A 17,870-nucleotide genomic window follows, 5' to 3' on the forward strand; every position below is an offset into this window, starting at 1 on the left:
CACGCAGCGAATCACGTGTACATCGCTATGACGGCGTCGCTATAATCCGGCTCGATGAACGAGACCAGATCAACCCGGGTTCGGCGATGCTTGCTGATGATCTTCCTGTTCAGCTCACTCGGTCTGTTTGCCTGGTCCAGCCTTTCCATCTTTCGCACAGCGCATGCGGCTGAGGACACGACGGCCAAAGAGCAAGCGGCGCGGAAGATCTATGCGGATAAGGTTCGCGAAAGCTATACATACATCTCAGCCGGCAAATCTGAATCAGTCTATGGAACGGGCAAACTTTCGCTTCCGGGCAATGCGTCCATCGAGGGCGCAGACTTTATCGAACCGACGGCCTTTCCAACAGCTGAATACTGCGGACACTGCCATCAGGAAGCCTTTGCACAGTGGCGTCAGGCACTGCATTCCAATTCGTTTCGCACACCGTTTTACCGTACGAGCGTGAACCTGCTCATTCAGGAAAAGGGGATTGCCTTTGCGCGGCACTGCGACAGTTGCCACAACCCGATTGCTGTGGTGTCGGGGTCTCTGGACGCACATGCAACGGGTGACCGAAGCTTTGATCGCGATGGCTTGACCTGTATGACCTGCCACTCCATTCAGCAGGTGGACAGCAAACTTGGCAATGGCAGCTATGTGATGAGTGTGCCCGCCGTGATGGTGGATGAGAGAGGTAAGCGGATTCCGGGAATGGTGCCGGATGCGGAGATACTCGCGCACCCTGAGCGCCACTCCGCAGCTGTCATGCAGAAGATTTACCAGTCACCGGAGTTCTGTTCGGCATGCCACAAGGCAAACCTTCCGGTGATGTTGAACGATTACAAGTGGATCAGGGCGTTCAGCGCCTACGACGAGTGGCAGGGTTCGAAGTATTCCAAACAAAACCCGCTGGTGTTTTACACCGCTGATTACACGACCTGCCAGGGCTGTCACATGAAGCGCGAAGTGATCACTCTGAAGGATCCAGGATCGAAGAAGGGCATGCTTGCATCGCACCGCTGGCTGGCGGGTAACACCGCGGTGCCGTACTACTACGGCTTTGACGAACAGCTGAAGCGGACCACAGACTTTCTGCAGACCGGCAACTATCTCAATGTGGATGTGTTCGGCATCAAGGCAGCCGGTTCGGACGACCTGCAGGCACCTCTGGGTTCGGTGCCGTTCAAGGTAGATCCCAGGCAGACCCTAGAGACCTACGTAGTCATTCAGAGCAAAGCGATTGGCCATTCGCTCATTCCAGAGGTGCGCGATCTTTATGAGGCGTGGGTGTCGTTCAAGGTCACCGACGCAAACGGCAAGAAAGTCTATGAGAGCGGTTATCTGCGTCCAGATGGAACGCTTGACCCCGAGGCACACAGTTTCACGAACCGACCGGTGAACTCTGCCGGTGAATTTGTCGACAACCACCGCGTTTGGACCATCCACTCCGTGGCCTATGACAACTCCATTCAATCGGGACGTTCAACGCTGGTGCGATATCGGTTCCGCGTGCCCGATGGTGCCAGCTGGCCTATCACCGTCAAAGCGTCCGTGCAGTATCGGCATCTGCGCCAGAGCTATCTCAATAATGTCCTGGGTGCGGATCATCCGGCCTATCCTGTCGTCGAGGTCGCCTCGCGCAGCCGCGTCATCAAGGCAGGGGACAATGGCGTGGCACCGCCGGTACCGGCTGACAATGCGGATTGGATGCGCTGGAATAACCTCGGCATCGGGTATCTCGATCAGCTCCAGTATGCGGAGGCGATGAGCGCCTTTGAGCATGTCATCCAACTGCGCCCCGACTACAAGGACGGTTATATCAACCTTGGACTCAACTACATCGAGTGGGAAAAATACGCCGATGCTCGAGCGCCTCTCGAACGAGCTCTGTCGCTTGCACCGCATGATGCTCGAGCCCTGTATTACATGGCGCTGGTGGAGCGACGCGGCCACCACGCGGAGCAAGCCATCGCGGACCTCGAAGAGGTCGTGACACAGTATCCGCAGGCACGTGACGCTTTACGAGAGCTGGGCATCAGTTATTATCAGCAACATCGTGCCGAAGAGGCCGTTGCCACCTTCAAGAAGTTGCAGGAAGTAGACCCCGATGACCTTGCAGCGCATTACAACCTCGCCGTGCTTTATCGGAGACTCGGTATGAAGTCCGAAGCAGCGAAGGAGTCTGCGCAGTACGCTATGAAGTGGATCGATCCGGGTGCGCCGACCTATTCGCTTCAATACCTGCGTCAGCATCCTGAGATTTCGAATGAGAGCGTGCCCTGGCATGTGCATTCCGACGAAGCGCAGGTCATGAGTACCGGCAAAACAGGAGCTCAGTGAGCGAGTTGAACCGCAGAAAATTCATCAAGTCACTAAGCAGAACTGCTCTGGTGCTGCCATTTGCAGACATCCTCGCGCTTGCGGCCCCACCCCAACAGCAGCAGAAGCCGGTCAAGATCGGCCCTCAGGAGCGCAGCTACGATGCCAGGCCTGCGCCACCGCCCACAAGTGGACCGAAGTCGCCTGTGGAAGGAACTCCTCTGGGCGTCAGCTTCGTCGACGTAGCTGCCCAGGCGGGACTCACGCTTGAGACGATCTATGGCGGCAAGTTCACGAACAAATATCTGCTGGAGACAACGGGCTGCGGGCTCGCCTTCTACGATTACGACAACGATGGCTGGCAGGACCTATTCCTCGTCAACGGCTGGCGCCTGGAGGGCTTTCCTGCCGGTCAGGAGCCGCGCTGTCATCTCTTCAAGAACAACCGCGATGGCACATTCACCGATGTAACGAAGGGCTCCGGTCTGGAACACAAAACTGGTTGGGGTCAGGCCTGCTGCGTAGGCGATTACGACAACGACGGCAACGACGATCTCTTCGTCACGTACTACGGACAGAACGCCCTTTACCGCAACCATGGCAATGGCACCTTCACTGACGTGACTGAAAAGGCCGGCCTGCTGCAACCAGGGCCCAAAATCCGCTGGAACACCGGCTGCACCTTTGTCGACTACAACAAAGACGGACACCTCGATCTCTTCGTCGCAAACTATGTGGACTTCGATCTGAAGACCGCGCCGAAGCCAGAGGACGGCCCATGCACCTACAAAGGCATGCTCGTAGCGTGTGGTCCGCCTGGACTCCCCGGTGGTCGCAACATTCTGTATCACAACAACGGTAATGGCACGTTCACTGACGTGAGCGAGAAGTCCGGCATGTGGACCGCGGTCGGCACGTACGGGCTCAGCGTCGCCGCGTCCGACCTGGACAACGATGGCTGGCCCGATATTTACGTTGCGAACGATTCGGCGCCTGCAACGCTCTACCAGAACCAGCACGATGGAACGTTTAAGGATATCGCCATCGAAGCTGGTGCAGCGCTCTCAGCCGAAGCCAAGCCGCAGGCTGGCATGGGCGTCTCTATTGGAGATTACAACCGCGACGGCAACATGGACGTGGTCAAGACGAACTTCGCGGGCGATACGGACTCGCTCTATACCAATCTCGGCGAGGCCGTCTTTGAAGACCATACCTATCCGGGTGGATTGGGCGAAAATACGAGGCTGCTCGGATGGGGTGTCGGTTTTTTCGACATGGATAACGACGGCTGGCTCGACATTCTCATGTCCAACGGCCATGTCTATCCAGAGGTCGACAAGTCCAAGGCCGACCTGAAGTACGCCGAGCACAAGTATCTGTATCGGAATCTGCAGAATGGCGGTTTTGAAGATGTCACCGAGCAGGGTGGGCCCGGCATTCTGGAGAACGCTCCCGCGCGGGGTTGTGCTTTTGGAGATTTCGATAACGACGGCGACATCGACGTTGTCGTCAACTGCATCAATTCGGTACCCCAACTTCTGCGCTGCGATTCTACGTTGAACCGCAACTGGATCAAGATCAAGTTGGTGGGCACCAAGTCCAACCGAACCGGTATCGGCAGCCGCGTTATTGTGACTGCGAAAACACAGGCGACGGCGACAAAGTCACTTCAGCAGACAGATGAGTTGCGTAGCGGTGGAAGCTACTTCTCGCAAAACGATCTGCGCATGCACTTTGGTCTGGGCGATGCGAAGACGGTTGATATGGTGGAGATTCGCTGGCTTAGCGGCCAAATAGATAGAGTGAAGGATCTGCAGGCCAATCAGCTCTACGTTATTGAAGAGGGTGGAAAGATCTTGAAGAGCGGACCGCTGAAGCCTGCCACGCCTTCGACTGCGGCAAGAGCACCGGAGAAACACGTCTAATGTGGCGTGCATGGCCCTTCTTGTTGTTCGTCAGCCTTTGCGCCCCAGCGCACGCGGAAGCGACCTGCCCCTGGCTCACACAAGGTACGGCTGCCACGCTCCTCGGCGGAGACGTGAGTGTGACTGTGCATGTCACAGAAGGCACAGGAGGCTGCGACTTCGTCAGCAACACAAATGGCGGGACAAAGGCCTCTGCATCAAGAGCCAATCTTCACCTGCGAATAGAGGTGAGTCATTCATCACCGAAAGAATGCGCCGCGGGAGAACGCCTGACTGGGATAGGCGAAGACGCCGTTCTGTGCAGCCAGACTGTTGCCGGCGAGCAACAAGACATGGTTCGCGGAAGAGTCAGGAGCACATACTTTTTATGTTTGCTGGAAGCCGCTAAGACAAACTCAACCGACGAGGCGCTGCAAAGGACAACGCTGGAGCGTATCGCCGAAGTTGTCGCAGGCAATCTGTTTTGAATCGAAGCTGGCCCCGAATTTTCGACTCGCGGGGTCTCCGGAAATTCGTGCGACCGACACTGAGGTATAGGGTCCGCACCGGCTTCATGCGACGCTCCCCGGCAACCTCCAATAGTCATTCCAAATTGTTCTGGTAAGCCTAGGCCAGGCCCGTCAAATCCGTTGTGACTTCGTCCACAAAACACCAACCCCAGGATTCTCCCGGCTCGAGCGAACGCATAATCGGATGCTTCGAGGAGTGATAGTGCCTGGTTGCGTGCTTATTCGGTGAGGAATCACAACAGCCGACATGACCGCATATCAAACACTCTCTCAGATGAACCCAGGATGACCCCATTGCGAGGCATTCTGGGCAGCCTTTCGCATAACTGGCCTTCGACGAAGGAACCTTCTTTATCTCTTCAAAGTGATGACAAGTCATTCTTAAATTCTCCTTCCGCTTGTATTGCTTTTTGAAAATGGTCGCACATGTACGATGCGAATAAAGGAACCTGCGGAAGCTGACCCGGCTCCAGTGGAGCGCAACTTAGTCGTCAATCGCCGTGGCAGTCGAGTCGTCGTGTCATAACGGGCGTCGAGCTTCGCACACTCCTGCGATGCTAGGCCACAAAGACGGTAGTCCGGTACACTCACCTAAGCGTGTCTCACGAACTGGCTGCCGTAAAGCTGATGTGTCAGTCCGAGAATGAGACCAGCAAGAAACCGGCACGACGGTTCTGCAAGTAAGGATCAAAGTCGCCGCATAGCCGAGCGAGTGATTGATTTATCCTCAACTTGCACCCACAAAGGGCCTGTAGCTCAACGGTTAGAGCAGGGGACTCATAATCCCTTGGTTGGGGGTTCAAATCCCTCCGGGCCCACCAGTTCCCAAAGTCCTGATGCAACGAAACAGCCCCGCCCCTTCGGTTGAAGGAGGCGGGGCCTTTCGTTGTCGAAATCTAAAAGTCTGGTGCTGCGGTGCGGTTATGCCAGCATCAGCGTGGTGGAAAGCAGAAAGAGGCCTCCAGCGGCGATGATGCGGAGGATGCTCCTGGTGCGGCCCGTCGTTGGTTGAGTCTCCATGTGGGTCTTCCCTTCCCTCGTCAGCGAGGTCATTTCTTTGGTCCCAGTATGTGCTTGCCAACACTGTCTCAAAATAGCCCAAGGATGTCGTGAGCGTGGGATGAATGTTCAGTGATTGACCCGTGAATGTGTTATCGGCTTAATACCTCTGTTCATCAGTGCGAATGGGCTGCAAAGACAAACCCCTCCGTTGCCGGAAGGGTTCGCTGTCACATTCATGACGGCCAAGACTACGGGTTGTACTTGTACTTGAGTTCGTGGATGGCAGGCCAGGTCATGGTCTTGTCCGCTCGATTCACGTACATAAAGATGGGGTGGTCGCCGTTGATGCGGACCGCGACGATGACGCCGGTGCCAAAGGTGCCGCTGCCGTCGGTGCGGGAGATGTCGACGTGATGGTTGACGATGGGACCGTTGACGGGGCTGTGCGTTGTCCAGTCGTCGGTGAAACGGGAGAGTGGGTAATCGATGTACTTCTGGGGGTGCTGTTGCCATGTTGGGTCGGCGTTATAGATACCATAAGCCTTGGCATAGTCCTTGGCTTCGAGAGCGTCGAAGAAGGTGCCAACGCGGTGCTCGTAGCCGAGGTTGGAGAATAGCCAGCCGTGGCCGGCGACGAAGCCAGCCATGGAGAGAATGAAGAGCAGCACGAGCGCAATGGCGGTGCCGACCAGGGTGTTGCGGATACGATTGTCGCGGGTCGGGTCGTAGTTTGGAGCGTTCAGCAGGGTCACGGCGGTGGGTCCTCTCTTGCTCTTATCATAGACACCGCTGGTGGTAACAAAGTGCCGGGCGTTATAGAAAGTCGGATCGCACTTTTTCAAAGTACCCACGCAACAAGCCGCGGCCAGATGGGCCGCGGCTATTGTTGCTGTGTGGACTAACGATTGTTATCGAACATGCTGCCGACGATGCCGCCGAGTACTGCGGCCGTGCCGACGTTGCGCGCTCCTTCACCGCGGTTCTGCGGGAGGTATGGTTCGAGTGCATGAGCCAGGTTCGAGAGCGGCAGCGTCTGCAGCCATACGCGGCCCGGGCCGGTGAGTGCGGCGAGGAAGATGCCGTCGCCACCGAAGAACATGTTGCGGATGCCCTGGATGCGGGTGATCTGGAAGTTGACGCTCGACTGAAAGGCGCCTACGTGGCCGGGATGGACGCGCAGCGTCTCGCCAGGCTGGAGATCGCGGACGACCACTTCGCCCCCGAGCTCGAGCCAGGCCGTGCCGACGCCGGAGACCTTCTGCAGCAGGAAGCCGTCGCCGCCGAAGATGCCCGCGCCGAGCGACTGCTGGAAGCCGACGCCGAGCTGGATCATCGAAGTGGCGCAGAGGAAGCCGTGGCGATGGATCATGATCTCGTGGCCGGGACCGATTTCAAGCGGGACGATGTGTCCGGGGACTTTGGCGGCGAAGGCGACCTCACCGGGGTAGCCCTGCGCGGTGTACTCAGTCATAAAGAGTGTCCCGCCGCCAGCGACGCGCTTAATCGCGCCAAAGAAACCACCGCCGCCACCCAGCTGCGTGTGTGTAGTCATGGCGATGGTCTGTCCCATCCAGCTAAGCTCTCCGGCCTCGGAGATGACGCTCTCCCCCGGCTCCAGCAGGAACTCCAGCACCGGCATCGTGGACCCAACAATTCTGCTTTGCATCGTCTCTCCATTCCTCTTGGGGCGATCTGGCATTGCGAACACCCATCGCCCCATATCCTACGCTGCCACCGGCCCGCAGGTTCCGTGGAATTCTTCAGAACCTTTTGGGGCTGAGTGATCCGTGTGAGGTTATGAGACAACTCAGAAGCGACTCAGGCCGTCCTAACTTATAGCGAAGAAATAGCGAATACTATTCGATTGAGGGCACTATGGCAGAACAGAGAGTTGTACTTGACATCCCTGAAATGACGGACGCTTCCTCCGAAGCGCTGCGTCACGCTACTGAACGCGCTGAGGCTGCGGAAGCAGAACTCGCAAAGATCAAAGGTGAATCCAGCCGCAGCGAGGAAGACTTTGCGGATCGCGATGTTTCAGCCGATGCAGGCGGGGTTGAGGAGTTGCGCAAGGATTCCATGATGGCTCATCTACTGGACTCGCTTGAAGCAGGTAAGGACATTGGGCACTACGGCAGACTAGTCTTCGCGATGGTCGCTCGCCACTTCCTTTCACATGAAGGAGTGTTGGGCTACCTTACCCGCGACAAGGATTTTACTGAGGAGCAGGCTGTCCTGATGCTTCGCCAAGTCGAAGGCCGCGATTACAACCCGCCGAAGCGGGAACGCCTCCTGGAGTGGCAGAGCCAGCAGGATTTTCCAATTCTCCCCAACCCGGAGGATCCTGATTGCGGCAATCTGTACCGCAATTTGAAGTTTCCGGAGGAGGTCTACGAACACATTGGGCAGTATCAGGAGGAGAAGCTTCACGCTTCGAGTTAGAGCGGAGGGCACCGTATCTTCCTCAAAGAGAACAGACACGCGACTATCGACCATAACCCTCACGCTTCCGACCTTGCAGCAGCTAAACTGTAGCAGTATGTATAAGCGTGTTCTGCTCAAACTCTCGGGAGAAGCCCTGGCCGCCGGTCGTGGCTTCGGTGTCGATGCCCTCTTTATCAATGCGGTTGCACAGGAAATTGCCGAGGTCGCGGCGACTGGCTGCCAGGTTGCGATCGTCGTGGGCGGAGGGAACTTCTTCCGTGGCGTGGCCGAGCAGGCTGTCCACATGGATCGTGTCGCGGCCGACCATATGGGTATGCTCTCCACGGTGATCAATGCGGTGGCGCTGCAGGATGCTATCGAAAAGACAGGGCAGACAGTCCGCGTGATGTCGGCGATTGCGATGCATCAGATCGCCGAGCCGTACATCCGTCGCCGCGCTGTGCGTCATCTTGAAAAGGGCCGCATCGTCGTGTTCGCAGCAGGAACCGGCAATCCGTACTTTTCGACCGACACGGCTGCGGCTCTCCGTGCTATGGAGATCAATGCGGACTGCCTGTTGAAGGCGACCTCGGTGGACGGCATCTATAACGCCGATCCGAAGAAGGACGCGAATGCGATCAAGTTTGAAGAGATCACCTATATGCAGATGATTCAACTGGGGCTGAAGGTAATGGACATCTCGGCTGTGTCGCTGTGCAAGGACAACAACCTGCCGATGGTGGTGTTCTCGATGCGCGAGCGCGGGAACATCCTGCGCGTGGTGCAGGGCGAGAAGCTGGGCTCGCTGGTTACGGCGTAGCTACACCCGATTCATTGTCATCCTGAACGAAGTGAAGGACCTGCTTTAAAACCCACCCACGTATCTGTATGGTGGGCGAAAAGCAGGTCCTTCGCGTTGCTCAGGATGACAAAGAGGAAAAAATTCTGAGAGTTCTCAAGCTCCGGGTTGTTGCGCTTCGCGCCGCCGCTTCCACCAGCCGCCGATGGCCTTCTGGCAGGGGTGCTCCACGAAGCGCCGCGCCGCCAGCGCCAGCACGATCACGAAGATGTAGCTGATCCACGGATCGAACCGCTGCACATGCAGCTTTTCGGGGATGTGGTTCAGGTGCAGCAACACGAAGACGTTGAAGTGCAGTAGGTAGAGACAGTAGGTAGAGGTGCCGACAGCGACCAGAGGGCGGATGGAGAAGACGCTCGCTAGCGGACTGGGGCCGCCGAGACCGAGGATGATAGCGGCGAAGAGCGGTGTCAGCAGTCCGCCATGGATGAGGATGTAAGGCAGGCGGTCTGCCAGGTGATAGGCGACGAACCAGACGGCGATGAATCCGCAGAGGCCGACGAAGGCGCGGCTGCGTGAGGTCATCTTTGCGGCCTCGTGGAGACGCCCCAGCGTGAGACCCGCGAGAAAGGTGCAAAGGTACGGCAAAGGCGTATATTTGAGGGTTTCGAGCCAGTAGCCGCCGCTGTAGCGGTCGGCCATCTTACCGAGGTGGTCGGGATCGGTAAAGACGTAGATCGTATGCGGGATGAGGCCGATCATCCAAAGGCCGAGACCCAGCGCGAGCAGTTGCCAGGGGTTCTTTGGCAGGCGGAGCTTGAGAAGCAAGGGAAAGAGCAGATAGAGGGCGATCTCACAGCTAAGGGTCCAAGTGACCGTCATCCAGAAGGTGGCGAGGTCGGGGAAGAAGCCCTGGACCAGCAGCGGAGTGGCGAGTGCGCCTTCCCAGAACTGGGTGTGCGAACGCACATGGTACTCAGCGATCAGCATAGGGATCGAGATGAGCATCGTGAGGAAGTAGACCGGGTAGAGGCGGCTGAGACGCGCGACCCAGAAGTCGGCGATGTTGAGGCCGCCGGGCCGGTCGGCGTAGTTGTACGAGAGGATGAAGCCCGAGATCAGGAAGAAGAAGCTGACGAAGACGTAGCCGATGTTGATGAGCGGATAGAGCGAGAACCATCCCCACTGCAGCCCAGCAGGCGTGAAGTGAAAGAGCACGATGGTGAGCGCCAGCAAGGTTCGCAGTCCGGTGAGAGCGGGCATGGCGGGTTTTCGCACATAGGCGGGCGGCTGTAGCTCGGCGGCCTGTTCGCCGGTGGACGTGGGTGCAATCGCTGTCGTCATTCGCACCTTTTTAGACGCGGATTTAAACGCTCAAGTCCACCGCCGATGGCTTTTAAAGAACAAGTGCGTGCTCTTTCTTCCTCTTCCCCTGCCTTGATCACTGGACCTCAACGTGCCTGAAGCCAAGCCCCTGCAACATGGCTGTAAGCGTCGCCCGCGCGTTCTTCGTTGCAGTATCGAGGATGTGATCGTTCAACGCGGCCTCCTGAAGCTGGCCCTGCGCCTTGGTGCGAGTCTTCGATTCCAGGTTAGGATCGGCCTTGACGAAGAGGCCTGTCTCGCGAGCGTAGACGCGCGTGTGGTCGTTATCGATGTTGGTGCTGAAGACGGTTGAAGGCGGCAGCGTGATTTTGATGTCGCGCTCTGCACCGGACTCGGTGATGACCACGTTCTCTGGCTTGAGCAGGCCAAGGTCGATGCCAGCAATCGTCTGTCCCTGCACGATCATCAGCAGATGATCGCCGGTGAGCGCGTCGGGAAGAATTGTGTTCGATTCATCGCCTTCGACGACGGTATCGAGTGTATACATCGCAGTTTCGAGCTTGCTGAGGCGCTGGATGCGCTCGACAACCGCACCATCGGAGATGAAGTTGACCTTCTCGCCCGTGATGTAGGAAGCGAGTTTGCCGGCAAGACCGACACGGGCCTTATGGACGAAGACGCCGACAAGTACAGCGCCTAGCACCAGCGATACCAGCACGCTCATGAAGGTGCCAGAACCGCTTCGTCCGGATTGGTAGTACTGCATCGTCATCGTATCGCTCCGCAGCTAGAGTACAACCAGCGTTCGTGTTTCCCTAGGCCTTCTTATTCGCGTAGCTTGCCTTTACAAACGCATGGAAGAGCGGATGCGGCTCAAGCGGCTTGCTCTTGAACTCGGGATGAAACTGGCACCCTACAAAGAAGGGGTGGTCGGGGATCTCAACGATCTCCACGTAGGTGCCGCTTTCGCTGGCTCCGGTGAGACGCAGGCCAGCATCGGTCAGCGGCTTTTCGAACTCGCGATTGAACTCGTAACGATGGCGATGGCGTTCGCTGATTTTGGTGGTGCCGTAGGCCTTGGCGGCGAGCGAGTCGGGCTGCATGACGCATTCCCACGCACCGAGACGCATGGTACCGCCCATCTCTTCGACGCCAGTGAGTTCGCGTAGCTTGTAGATGATGCGGTAGGGCGTTGCGGGGTCGAACTCGCCGGAGTTGGCGTTCTGCAGGCCGGCCACATTGCGCGCGTACTCGATGCAGGCGGTCTGCATGCCGAGGCAGATGCCGAAGTAGGGCACCTTGTTCTCGCGGGCGTAGCGGATGGCGTTCAACATGCCTTCAATACCCCGCTTGCCGAAGCCGCCGGGGACGAGAATGCCATCGAAGCCGGAGAGCTGCGAGGCGTAGTCTTCGACCTCGAGACCGGAGGCCTCGACCCAAGTGACCTTGAGCTTGAGGTTTTCGGCGAGCGCGCCATGCACGAGCGACTCCTTCAGCGACTTGTAGCTGTCTTCGTACTCGACGTACTTGCCGACGATGCCGATTTCGACGGTGTCCTTGGGGTTGTAGCTGCGGTAGACAATGTCCTGCCACTTGGAGAGGTCGGCGGGCTTCGAGTCAAGCCGCAGATACTTCATGACGAGTTCGTCGACGCCCTGCTCGGCGAAGTTCAGCGGAACTTCGTAGATGCTGGGGACGTCGCGGGCGATGATGACGGCAGCCTGTTCTACGTTGCAGAACGCCGCGATTTTCTCGCGCATCTCCTGCGGAACGTCGCGATCGGCACGGCAGAGAAGAATGTCTGGCTGGATGCCGATCGACAGCATCTCCTTGACGGAGTGCTGCGTGGGTTTAGTCTTCAACTCCTGCGCCGCAGCGATCCACGGCACCAGCGTGACGTGCACGAAGCAGGTATTGTCGCGGCCTAGCTCCTGACGCATCTGCCGGATGGCTTCGAGGAACGGGAGCGATTCGATATCGCCTACGGTTCCACCGATTTCGACCAGTACGACGTCGACGTTGTCGGTTGCGGCAACCTTCTTGGCTGCGTTCTTGATCTCATTGGTGACGTGTGGGATGACCTGGACGGTCTTGCCGAGGTAGTCCCCGCGGCGCTCCTTGGTGATGATCTGCTCGTAGATGCGGCCAGTGGTGAGATTGTTATCGCGGCTAAGCTTGGCGTGGGTGAAGCGCTCATAGTGGCCCAGGTCCAGATCGGTTTCCGCGCCATCGTCGGTGACGAAGACCTCGCCGTGCTGGAAGGGGCTCATGGTGCCCGGATCGACGTTCAGATACGGGTCGAACTTCATCATGTTTACGCGAAGTCCACGCGCCTCCAGCAGGCAACCAATTGAGGCCGCAGCGAGCCCCTTGCCTAGTGACGACACAACTCCGCCCGTCACAAAGATGTACTTTGCTGACATAGCCGCGACCTCTTCAATTGAATATTTGGATTGTGCTCGGTGTGCACGATCAAGTATATCGCGGATGCTGTGGAGATTGGGACAGTTCGCTCTAGCTAGCTGAAAGACCAGCATTTATGCTGCCTGCATGGGTTTTGCAGAGCTTTCCCTCGCCCTTGAACGCCGTACTTACACCTGGCTCAGGGCACTGGCGGATCGTCGTTCTTCCTTGCCGCCACACTTGCTGCTTGGCGAGCGTGGCGAAGATGCTGCGTTCTTTCACCTGCGATCGCTTGGCTATACGGTCGTAGCGCGACGCTGGCGGTCGGACCGACTCGCCGGCGATCTTGATCTGGTGGCGTGGGATGGAGCGACGCTGGTGATCTTTGAGGTTAAGTCGCGCAGTTCGCGAGGCATTGCGCCTGCGGAGATGGCAGTGGATGAGCACAAGCAGGAGATGTTGCGAAAGATGGCCTCAGCGTACCTGCGCCTGATTCCCGAGCTGCATCGCGAATCAGTCAAAGTTCGCTTTGACGTGCTATCGGTCTACTTCGACTGCGGTGACCCAGTCTTCGAGCATCGGCGCAACGCGTTCTCCCGCGATTAGGCAAAAACTGCATTCTGTGCTCCGAATCTCGTCACGGGGTGGCCTCGGCGTGGTACAACTTTGCCATCCCGGTCGACGTCTTTCTTGTGTCTGCCTGACATTTAGACAAGGAGTTTTGCCATGAGCGATGAATTCGGAAATGTGCCTCCGCAGGCTGGAGCACCAGAAGTCGAAAAGCCCTGGGGAACACCGGTAGAGACTGGCTATCAGCAGGTACCGCCCCCACCACCGCCGGGCGGGTATGCAGTGCCTCCGCAGGGCTATGCCATAGCTCCTGCCGGTAGCGGCTTGAGCGATTCGGCGGCAGGAGCCATAGCGTACATCACCATCATCCCGGCGATCGTGTTCCTGCTGATCGATCCTTATAAGGACAAGCCGTTTGTGAAGTTCCACTGCTTCCAGTGTCTGGGATTGGCAGTGATTGGCTTCATTCTCCATTTCCTGGTCGTCATTCCTCTGCTCGGCCTGCTACTCGTGCTGCTGGGCGACCTGGCCCTATTCGTGGTCTGGTGCCTCTGCATTCTCAAGGCGTCGCAGGGTGGTTCTTTCAAGATTCCAGTAATCGGGAGGTTCGCTGCGGAGCAGAGCGGCTACAACGTCTAGTTCGCGCGAAATGATGAAGCGAGTTTGAGCTGGCAGGTGCCGTCGCAGAATGTTGTGACGGCATCGTGCTTTTTGAGGAGTGCGGGTGATGATGGATTGCGGTGAACCAAAGGCGCAACGTAAACTCGCTGGCATGAAACGAATTCTGAAAGTTCTCTCTCCGGCGGTAGTGTTGGGTTTGTTGGCTTGCGCGGGCACGGCCAGCGCGCAGGACTGGGCGAAGGCTGCGCTGAACAAGAGCCCGCGGCATGGGGAGTACGTCACGATCGGTGAACCGGGTGGCCGGAAGCTTCAGGCGTTCGTCGTGTATCCCGAGGTGAAGGACAAAGCGCCGGTCGTGGTGCTGATCCATGAGATTTTCGGCGAGAGCGACTGGTTCAAGGAGATGGCCGACGAGATCGCTGGCGCAGGGTACATTGTGGTGGCTCCTGACCTGCTGAGCGGTTATGGACCTGCACCTGCGGCAGCGACCGACACGTCAATGGCAGGCATGAGCGGCGAAGACCACATGCACATGGGCGGGGGGGCTCCGGGCTCAGCGTTCGTACCTGCGATGCCTGGCGGCACCGCAGCTTTCGGAGATCAGAGTGCCGTAACAAAGGCGGTGTCTTCCCTGCCGAACGAGGGCGTCCTGACCGATCTGGATGCGGCTGCGGATTATGGCAAGAAGCTGCCTGCGGCGAGCGGCAAGCTATATGTGGCCGGGTTCTGCTGGGGTGGCGGCAAGAGTTTTCTTTACGCGACGCATCGCAAGGACTTGAGCGCCGCCTTCGTGTTTTATGGACCTCCGCCAGCGGCTGAGGCGATGAAGAACATCACAGCGCCGGTTTACGGGTTTTATGCGGGCAACGATGCGCGCATTTCAGCGACGGTTCCGCAGACGCAGATCGACATGAAGGCTGCGGGTAAAACGTACGACCCGGTGGTCTATAACGGTGCGGGCCATGGCTTCATGCGTGCGGGCGAAGCCCCCGACGCGAGCGCTCCAAATACGGCAGCTCGCACGGAAGGGTTTCAGCGGCTGGTGAAGCTACTGGGTGGTTTGAGACAGTAAAAAGACCCAGTGATTAGCGGCGAGTGAAGTCAACAAGGGGCGGACAGCATGACTGTCCGCCCTTTGTTTTTTTGTTACCAAGCTTTTGTTCGGATAACAGCCATCCGATGGGACTAGAGATCAGCGTCGAAGCCACTACTTACTTGCTGAAGCGTACTTTCGAGGCCACCAGAGGCGGAAGGTCGTGCCAGACGCAGAGGTCTCGATGACTTCGACGGATCCGCCGTGGCGCTGCATGATCTGGAGGACAGCCCAGAGGCCCATACCGTTACCCTGCACTCCCTTTGTGGTGAGTCCGAAGCTGAAGAGGTTTGCGAGCACCGTGGGCGGGATACCCGTGCCTTGATCGGTGATAAGCACCTCTACACCCTCAAGCTGGCCGTTGAAAGCCACTATGACCTTACGACCACGCTCCGGGATAGCTTCGCAAGCATTGCGCATGAGGTTGAGCAGCACCTGGCGCGGCTCACCGGGGAGTGCCTGCACGGTGGTATCGCCGCTCGCGATGAGGTCGAGGTTTAGCTGCTGCTTTTGCAGCAAGGATTTGAGCAGGGAGCGAACAGATTCAGCTGCCTCGTAGAGGCTGACCGATTCGGGCTGAGTGCCTTTACGAAAGAAGTCCAAGGTAGAGCGGGAGATTGTGATCACCCGACTGGCTTCCTCTTCGGCGGCGGAGGCCCAGCGATTGATCTCGGGGGTGGCGGCCTCGTCGTTACGAATGAGGTAGAGAAGGTTCTGGATGGCGTCGAGAGGATTGGCTACTTCATGCGCCACCATAGCAGAGAGCCGCGACCATTCTTCGAGCTTTTGCGCGGCCATCAGACTCTCCTGCATCTGGCGCTGCTCCTGTTCCTTATTCGCAAGCCTAGCAGCGTAATCGTTGATGCTGTCACCGACGGTGCGAACGCGGCGGATCAACTGGACAGCCACCCACGCTGAGAGCAGGGCCGTGATGATGTTCGTGCTGGCGTCTATCCAAAAGAAAGGCACCCAGGTAGTGACGACTTCCATGAGGTGCGTGGAGCCGCAGGCGACGATGAAGAGGGCAAAGCCGGTGGCGAAGTATGCCCAGTCGCGGGCGATGACACGGCGTGTGTGTCGGACAAGATAGAGCAGCGTTAGGCAGACGGAGAGGTAGGCCAGCGCCGTGATGGAGTTGGCTATCACCATAGTCCATATAAGTTGCGGGTCCGAGCGCCAACAGACAGCGTGCGGCATAAGAGGTATGTGCGAAAACATCGTTCGAGTTCCCTGGGCAGAATCCGTTACTTGCTAGTTTGAACAGCCTTGAAGAGAAGCCATATTGTTCTCTGGAATCCAAGAAGCTTAGCGAGATTCTATGCGGAATTACGGGTAGATGCTGCTGAGGGTATCTGAACACGTTCCAGTTTGGTGCGGGTTTCCATTCGAAGTTGCGCGTTATGTCGAAAGGATGGGCTTCTGCGCAGAGAAAGTGATGCTGCAATTCTTCACAGGAATATTTTCATAGGTGGACTAGCCATTGCCGCAAAGGAACATAGAGAATGTTCTCCATGCAAAGACGGGAATTTCTTCGGATAGCGGGACTGACTACGGCTGCGGTCGGTTGTGAACACGCATGGGGAGCGACAAAGGTAGAGGTGCCGCGCTTTCCAAGTGGAAATCTGCCATGGCAGGAGACTTGGGACTCTGCTCTGAAGCTGCTGGCGGGCAACGTGAAAACCGTTCCCAAATACGACAAGCCCATGCTGATGGAAGGTGCCGTTTATCCCGGAGCGTGGATGGAGTGCGGTCCGTTGGAGGCGCTGGTTTACGCGCAACTTCGCAGGTATGTGCCACAAGGGGAGGGCCAGCCCGACCCGCTCGCCGTCGCTCGTGCCGAACACATGGCCTTCTTTGCCGTGCAGAAAGAGGACGGGCAGATTCCCTCCTCCGACAAGCTCTCCGGAGAAACCGGCTTCGGACAGATTCAAATGGTGGTACCTATCGCTGCGACAGCCTGGGAGCTCGCGCAGATGACACACGATCATGAACTGCTGGAAACGGCATACTCCGCTTGCAGCCGGTGGGACACGTGGCTGCGGCGGTATCGCGATACACGCAAGACCGGACTAGTCGAGGGATTTTGTACGTACGATACCGGACACGACAACAGCCCGCGATGGCAGGGCATCCCCAATCGCTGCCCCGACTCGGATGCGAGAAAGTGCCCGCCGATTGCGACGATGCCAAGACTTTGTCCGGATTTATCCGCGACGGTGTACGGGGCGCGGAAAGCTCTGGCAGCGATGGCCGGAGCGCTGGGCAAGAAGAATGAGGCCGCGAAGTGGGAACAGGATGCAGAAACAATTCGCAGGCTGATTATCGAGAAGTTGTACTCGCCAGAGGATGCTGCATTCTTCGATCTCGACGCGAAGGGTGAGTTTGTGAAGGTCCGCGGCGACCTGATCACGCGTGTGATGGGCGAGCACGTGCTGAAGCTGGATATTGCGGGAGATCGAAAGATCTTCAACGATGTGTGGGAGCGGCAGCTTCACAACCCGAAGGCATTCTGGGCGCCGTTTCCCTTCCCTTCGATCGCGATGGATGATCCGGCGTTTGTGCGACCGATCCCTCGCAATAGCTGGGGCGGAGCGTCCCAGGCGCTGACCGCGCTGCGCGTTCCTCGATGGATGGAGCACTACGGCAAGAAGGCCGAGATGCGACAGCTGATGACGGCTTGGATGACGGCCATTGTGAAATCCGGCGAACCGGGAGGGCCGGGGGAGTTTCGCCAGCAGATGGACCCGCTGACCGGGGAGTTTACGAAGAAAGATCCGAGCGGCTACTCTCCTGCTGCGCTGGTGTATCTGGATTTCGTGCAAAGGCTGGCAAAGGGGTGAGGCAGCGGAGAGGATACTTTCGGCATCGAAACAAGTGTGCATTCCGACTCGGCG

At 57.9% G+C, this 17,870-nt stretch carries 16 protein-coding genes and 1 tRNA gene; 10 read left to right on the forward strand and 7 right to left on the reverse strand.

The features are described from left to right. Positions 1–54 precede the first annotated feature (54 nt). The 3 genes from OHL14_RS15655 (at position 55) to OHL14_RS15665 (ending at position 4,696) form a co-directional block, all read left to right on the forward strand. Positions 55–2,325 carry a tetratricopeptide repeat protein gene (locus tag OHL14_RS15655; protein WP_263380309.1) on the forward strand — a complete coding sequence of 757 codons (2,271 nt, stop codon included), beginning with the start codon at positions 55–57 and terminating at the stop codon, positions 2,323–2,325. After that, on the forward strand, positions 2,322–4,229 hold the full coding sequence (locus OHL14_RS15660; RefSeq protein WP_263380310.1) for a CRTAC1 family protein: 1,908 nt from the start codon (positions 2,322–2,324) through the stop codon (positions 4,227–4,229). The genes OHL14_RS15655 and OHL14_RS15660 overlap by 4 nt, the downstream gene beginning before the upstream one ends. 119 nt (positions 4,230–4,348) lie before the next feature. Continuing rightward, on the forward strand, positions 4,349–4,696 hold the full coding sequence (locus tag OHL14_RS15665) for a hypothetical protein (protein ID WP_263380311.1): 348 nt from the start codon (positions 4,349–4,351) through the stop codon (positions 4,694–4,696). 139 nt (positions 4,697–4,835) lie between these two features. Here OHL14_RS15665 and OHL14_RS15670 read toward each other — a convergent pair whose 3' ends face one another. Further along, positions 4,836–5,117, reverse strand: a complete 282-nt coding sequence (locus OHL14_RS15670) for a UBP-type zinc finger domain-containing protein (protein ID WP_263380312.1) — start codon at positions 5,115–5,117, stop codon at positions 4,836–4,838. Between the two features lie 366 nt (positions 5,118–5,483). Between OHL14_RS15670 and OHL14_RS15675 the strand changes: the two genes are divergently transcribed. After that, positions 5,484–5,559, forward strand: a tRNA-Ile gene (locus tag OHL14_RS15675). A 429-nt stretch (positions 5,560–5,988) separates the two neighbouring features. On the opposite strand, the gene OHL14_RS15680 is transcribed toward OHL14_RS15675, so the two are convergent. Beyond that, entirely contained in the window at positions 5,989–6,492 is a 504-nt protein-coding gene (locus tag OHL14_RS15680) for a hypothetical protein (protein WP_263380313.1), read from the reverse strand. A gap of 146 nt (positions 6,493–6,638) precedes the next feature. Next, positions 6,639–7,406, reverse strand: coding sequence for a TIGR00266 family protein (locus OHL14_RS15685; protein WP_263380314.1), 768 nt, complete (start codon positions 7,404–7,406; stop codon positions 6,639–6,641). Between the two features lie 209 nt (positions 7,407–7,615). Here OHL14_RS15685 and OHL14_RS15690 point away from each other — a divergent pair, with 209 nt between their 5' ends. Together OHL14_RS15690 and pyrH are read left to right on the forward strand one after the other, a co-directional pair. Next, positions 7,616–8,182, forward strand: coding sequence for a hypothetical protein (locus tag OHL14_RS15690; RefSeq protein ID WP_263380315.1), 567 nt, complete (start codon positions 7,616–7,618; stop codon positions 8,180–8,182). Positions 8,183–8,279: 97 nt separating this feature from the next. Continuing rightward, entirely contained in the window at positions 8,280–8,984 is a 705-nt protein-coding gene (gene pyrH, locus OHL14_RS15695; protein WP_263380316.1) for a UMP kinase, read from the forward strand. A gap of 135 nt (positions 8,985–9,119) precedes the next feature. On the opposite strand, the gene OHL14_RS15700 is transcribed toward pyrH, so the two are convergent. The 3 genes from OHL14_RS15700 to OHL14_RS15710 all read right to left on the reverse strand — a co-directional run bounded on the left by OHL14_RS15700 (position 9,120) and on the right by OHL14_RS15710 (position 12,712). After that, positions 9,120–10,307, reverse strand: coding sequence for an acyltransferase family protein (locus tag OHL14_RS15700; protein WP_263380317.1), 1,188 nt, complete (start codon positions 10,305–10,307; stop codon positions 9,120–9,122). 97 nt (positions 10,308–10,404) lie between these two features. After that, a complete protein-coding gene (locus tag OHL14_RS15705; RefSeq protein WP_263380318.1) occupies positions 10,405–11,061 on the reverse strand; it encodes a DUF4230 domain-containing protein in 657 nt (218 codons plus the stop codon). Between the two features lie 43 nt (positions 11,062–11,104). Then, positions 11,105–12,712: a CTP synthase gene (locus OHL14_RS15710; protein WP_263380319.1), complete on the reverse strand. Its 1,608-nt coding sequence runs from the start codon at positions 12,710–12,712 to the stop codon at positions 11,105–11,107. Between the two features lie 127 nt (positions 12,713–12,839). On the opposite strand from OHL14_RS15710, the gene OHL14_RS15715 reads away from it, so the two are divergent. The 3 genes from OHL14_RS15715 to OHL14_RS15725 all read left to right on the forward strand — a co-directional run bounded on the left by OHL14_RS15715 (position 12,840) and on the right by OHL14_RS15725 (position 14,955). After that, on the forward strand, positions 12,840–13,298 hold the full coding sequence (locus tag OHL14_RS15715) for a YraN family protein (RefSeq protein WP_263380320.1): 459 nt from the start codon (positions 12,840–12,842) through the stop codon (positions 13,296–13,298). 120 nt (positions 13,299–13,418) lie between these two features. Next, the gene (locus OHL14_RS15720; protein ID WP_263380321.1) at positions 13,419–13,901 is read left to right on the forward strand and encodes a DUF4870 domain-containing protein; all 483 of its coding nucleotides are present in this window, start codon (positions 13,419–13,421) and stop codon (positions 13,899–13,901) included. Between the two features lie 133 nt (positions 13,902–14,034). Then, entirely contained in the window at positions 14,035–14,955 is a 921-nt protein-coding gene (locus OHL14_RS15725; protein WP_263380322.1) for a dienelactone hydrolase family protein, read from the forward strand. 135 nt (positions 14,956–15,090) lie between these two features. Here the strand turns inward: OHL14_RS15725 and OHL14_RS15730 are convergent, their stop codons facing one another. Then, positions 15,091–16,125: a sensor histidine kinase gene (locus OHL14_RS15730; protein WP_263380323.1), complete on the reverse strand. Its 1,035-nt coding sequence runs from the start codon at positions 16,123–16,125 to the stop codon at positions 15,091–15,093. 362 nt (positions 16,126–16,487) lie between these two features. Here OHL14_RS15730 and OHL14_RS15735 point away from each other — a divergent pair, with 362 nt between their 5' ends. Beyond that, a complete protein-coding gene (locus OHL14_RS15735) occupies positions 16,488–17,816 on the forward strand; it encodes an MGH1-like glycoside hydrolase domain-containing protein (RefSeq protein WP_263380324.1) in 1,329 nt (442 codons plus the stop codon). Positions 17,817–17,870: the final 54 nt, after the last annotated feature.

It is taken from the genome of Granulicella paludicola (genome assembly GCF_025685545.1).
GTDB classification, from domain to species: Bacteria; Acidobacteriota; Terriglobia; order Terriglobales; family Acidobacteriaceae; genus Granulicella; species Granulicella paludicola.

What these genes read in the sequence shown, in the direction of transcription:
- OHL14_RS15655 (WP_263380309.1), top strand. Translation starts at nt 55, where the DNA reads ATGAACGAGACCAGATCAACCCGGGTTCGGCGATGCTTGCTGATGATC.
- OHL14_RS15670 (WP_263380312.1), bottom strand. Translation starts at nt 5,117, where the DNA reads ATGACTTGTCATCACTTTGAAGAGATAAAGAAGGTTCCTTCGTCGAAG.
- OHL14_RS15685 (WP_263380314.1), bottom strand. Translation starts at nt 7,406, where the DNA reads ATGCAAAGCAGAATTGTTGGGTCCACGATGCCGGTGCTGGAGTTCCTG.
- OHL14_RS15690 (WP_263380315.1), top strand. Translation starts at nt 7,616, where the DNA reads ATGGCAGAACAGAGAGTTGTACTTGACATCCCTGAAATGACGGACGCT.
- pyrH (WP_263380316.1), top strand. Translation starts at nt 8,280, where the DNA reads ATGTATAAGCGTGTTCTGCTCAAACTCTCGGGAGAAGCCCTGGCCGCC.
- OHL14_RS15700 (WP_263380317.1), bottom strand. Translation starts at nt 10,307, where the DNA reads ATGACGACAGCGATTGCACCCACGTCCACCGGCGAACAGGCCGCCGAG.
- OHL14_RS15705 (WP_263380318.1), bottom strand. Translation starts at nt 11,061, where the DNA reads ATGACGATGCAGTACTACCAATCCGGACGAAGCGGTTCTGGCACCTTC.
- OHL14_RS15710 (WP_263380319.1), bottom strand. Translation starts at nt 12,712, where the DNA reads ATGTCAGCAAAGTACATCTTTGTGACGGGCGGAGTTGTGTCGTCACTA.
- OHL14_RS15715 (WP_263380320.1), top strand. Translation starts at nt 12,840, where the DNA reads ATGGGTTTTGCAGAGCTTTCCCTCGCCCTTGAACGCCGTACTTACACC.
- OHL14_RS15720 (WP_263380321.1), top strand. Translation starts at nt 13,419, where the DNA reads ATGAGCGATGAATTCGGAAATGTGCCTCCGCAGGCTGGAGCACCAGAA.
- OHL14_RS15725 (WP_263380322.1), top strand. Translation starts at nt 14,035, where the DNA reads ATGAAACGAATTCTGAAAGTTCTCTCTCCGGCGGTAGTGTTGGGTTTG.
- OHL14_RS15730 (WP_263380323.1), bottom strand. Translation starts at nt 16,125, where the DNA reads ATGGTGATAGCCAACTCCATCACGGCGCTGGCCTACCTCTCCGTCTGC.
- OHL14_RS15735 (WP_263380324.1), top strand. Translation starts at nt 16,488, where the DNA reads ATGCAAAGACGGGAATTTCTTCGGATAGCGGGACTGACTACGGCTGCG.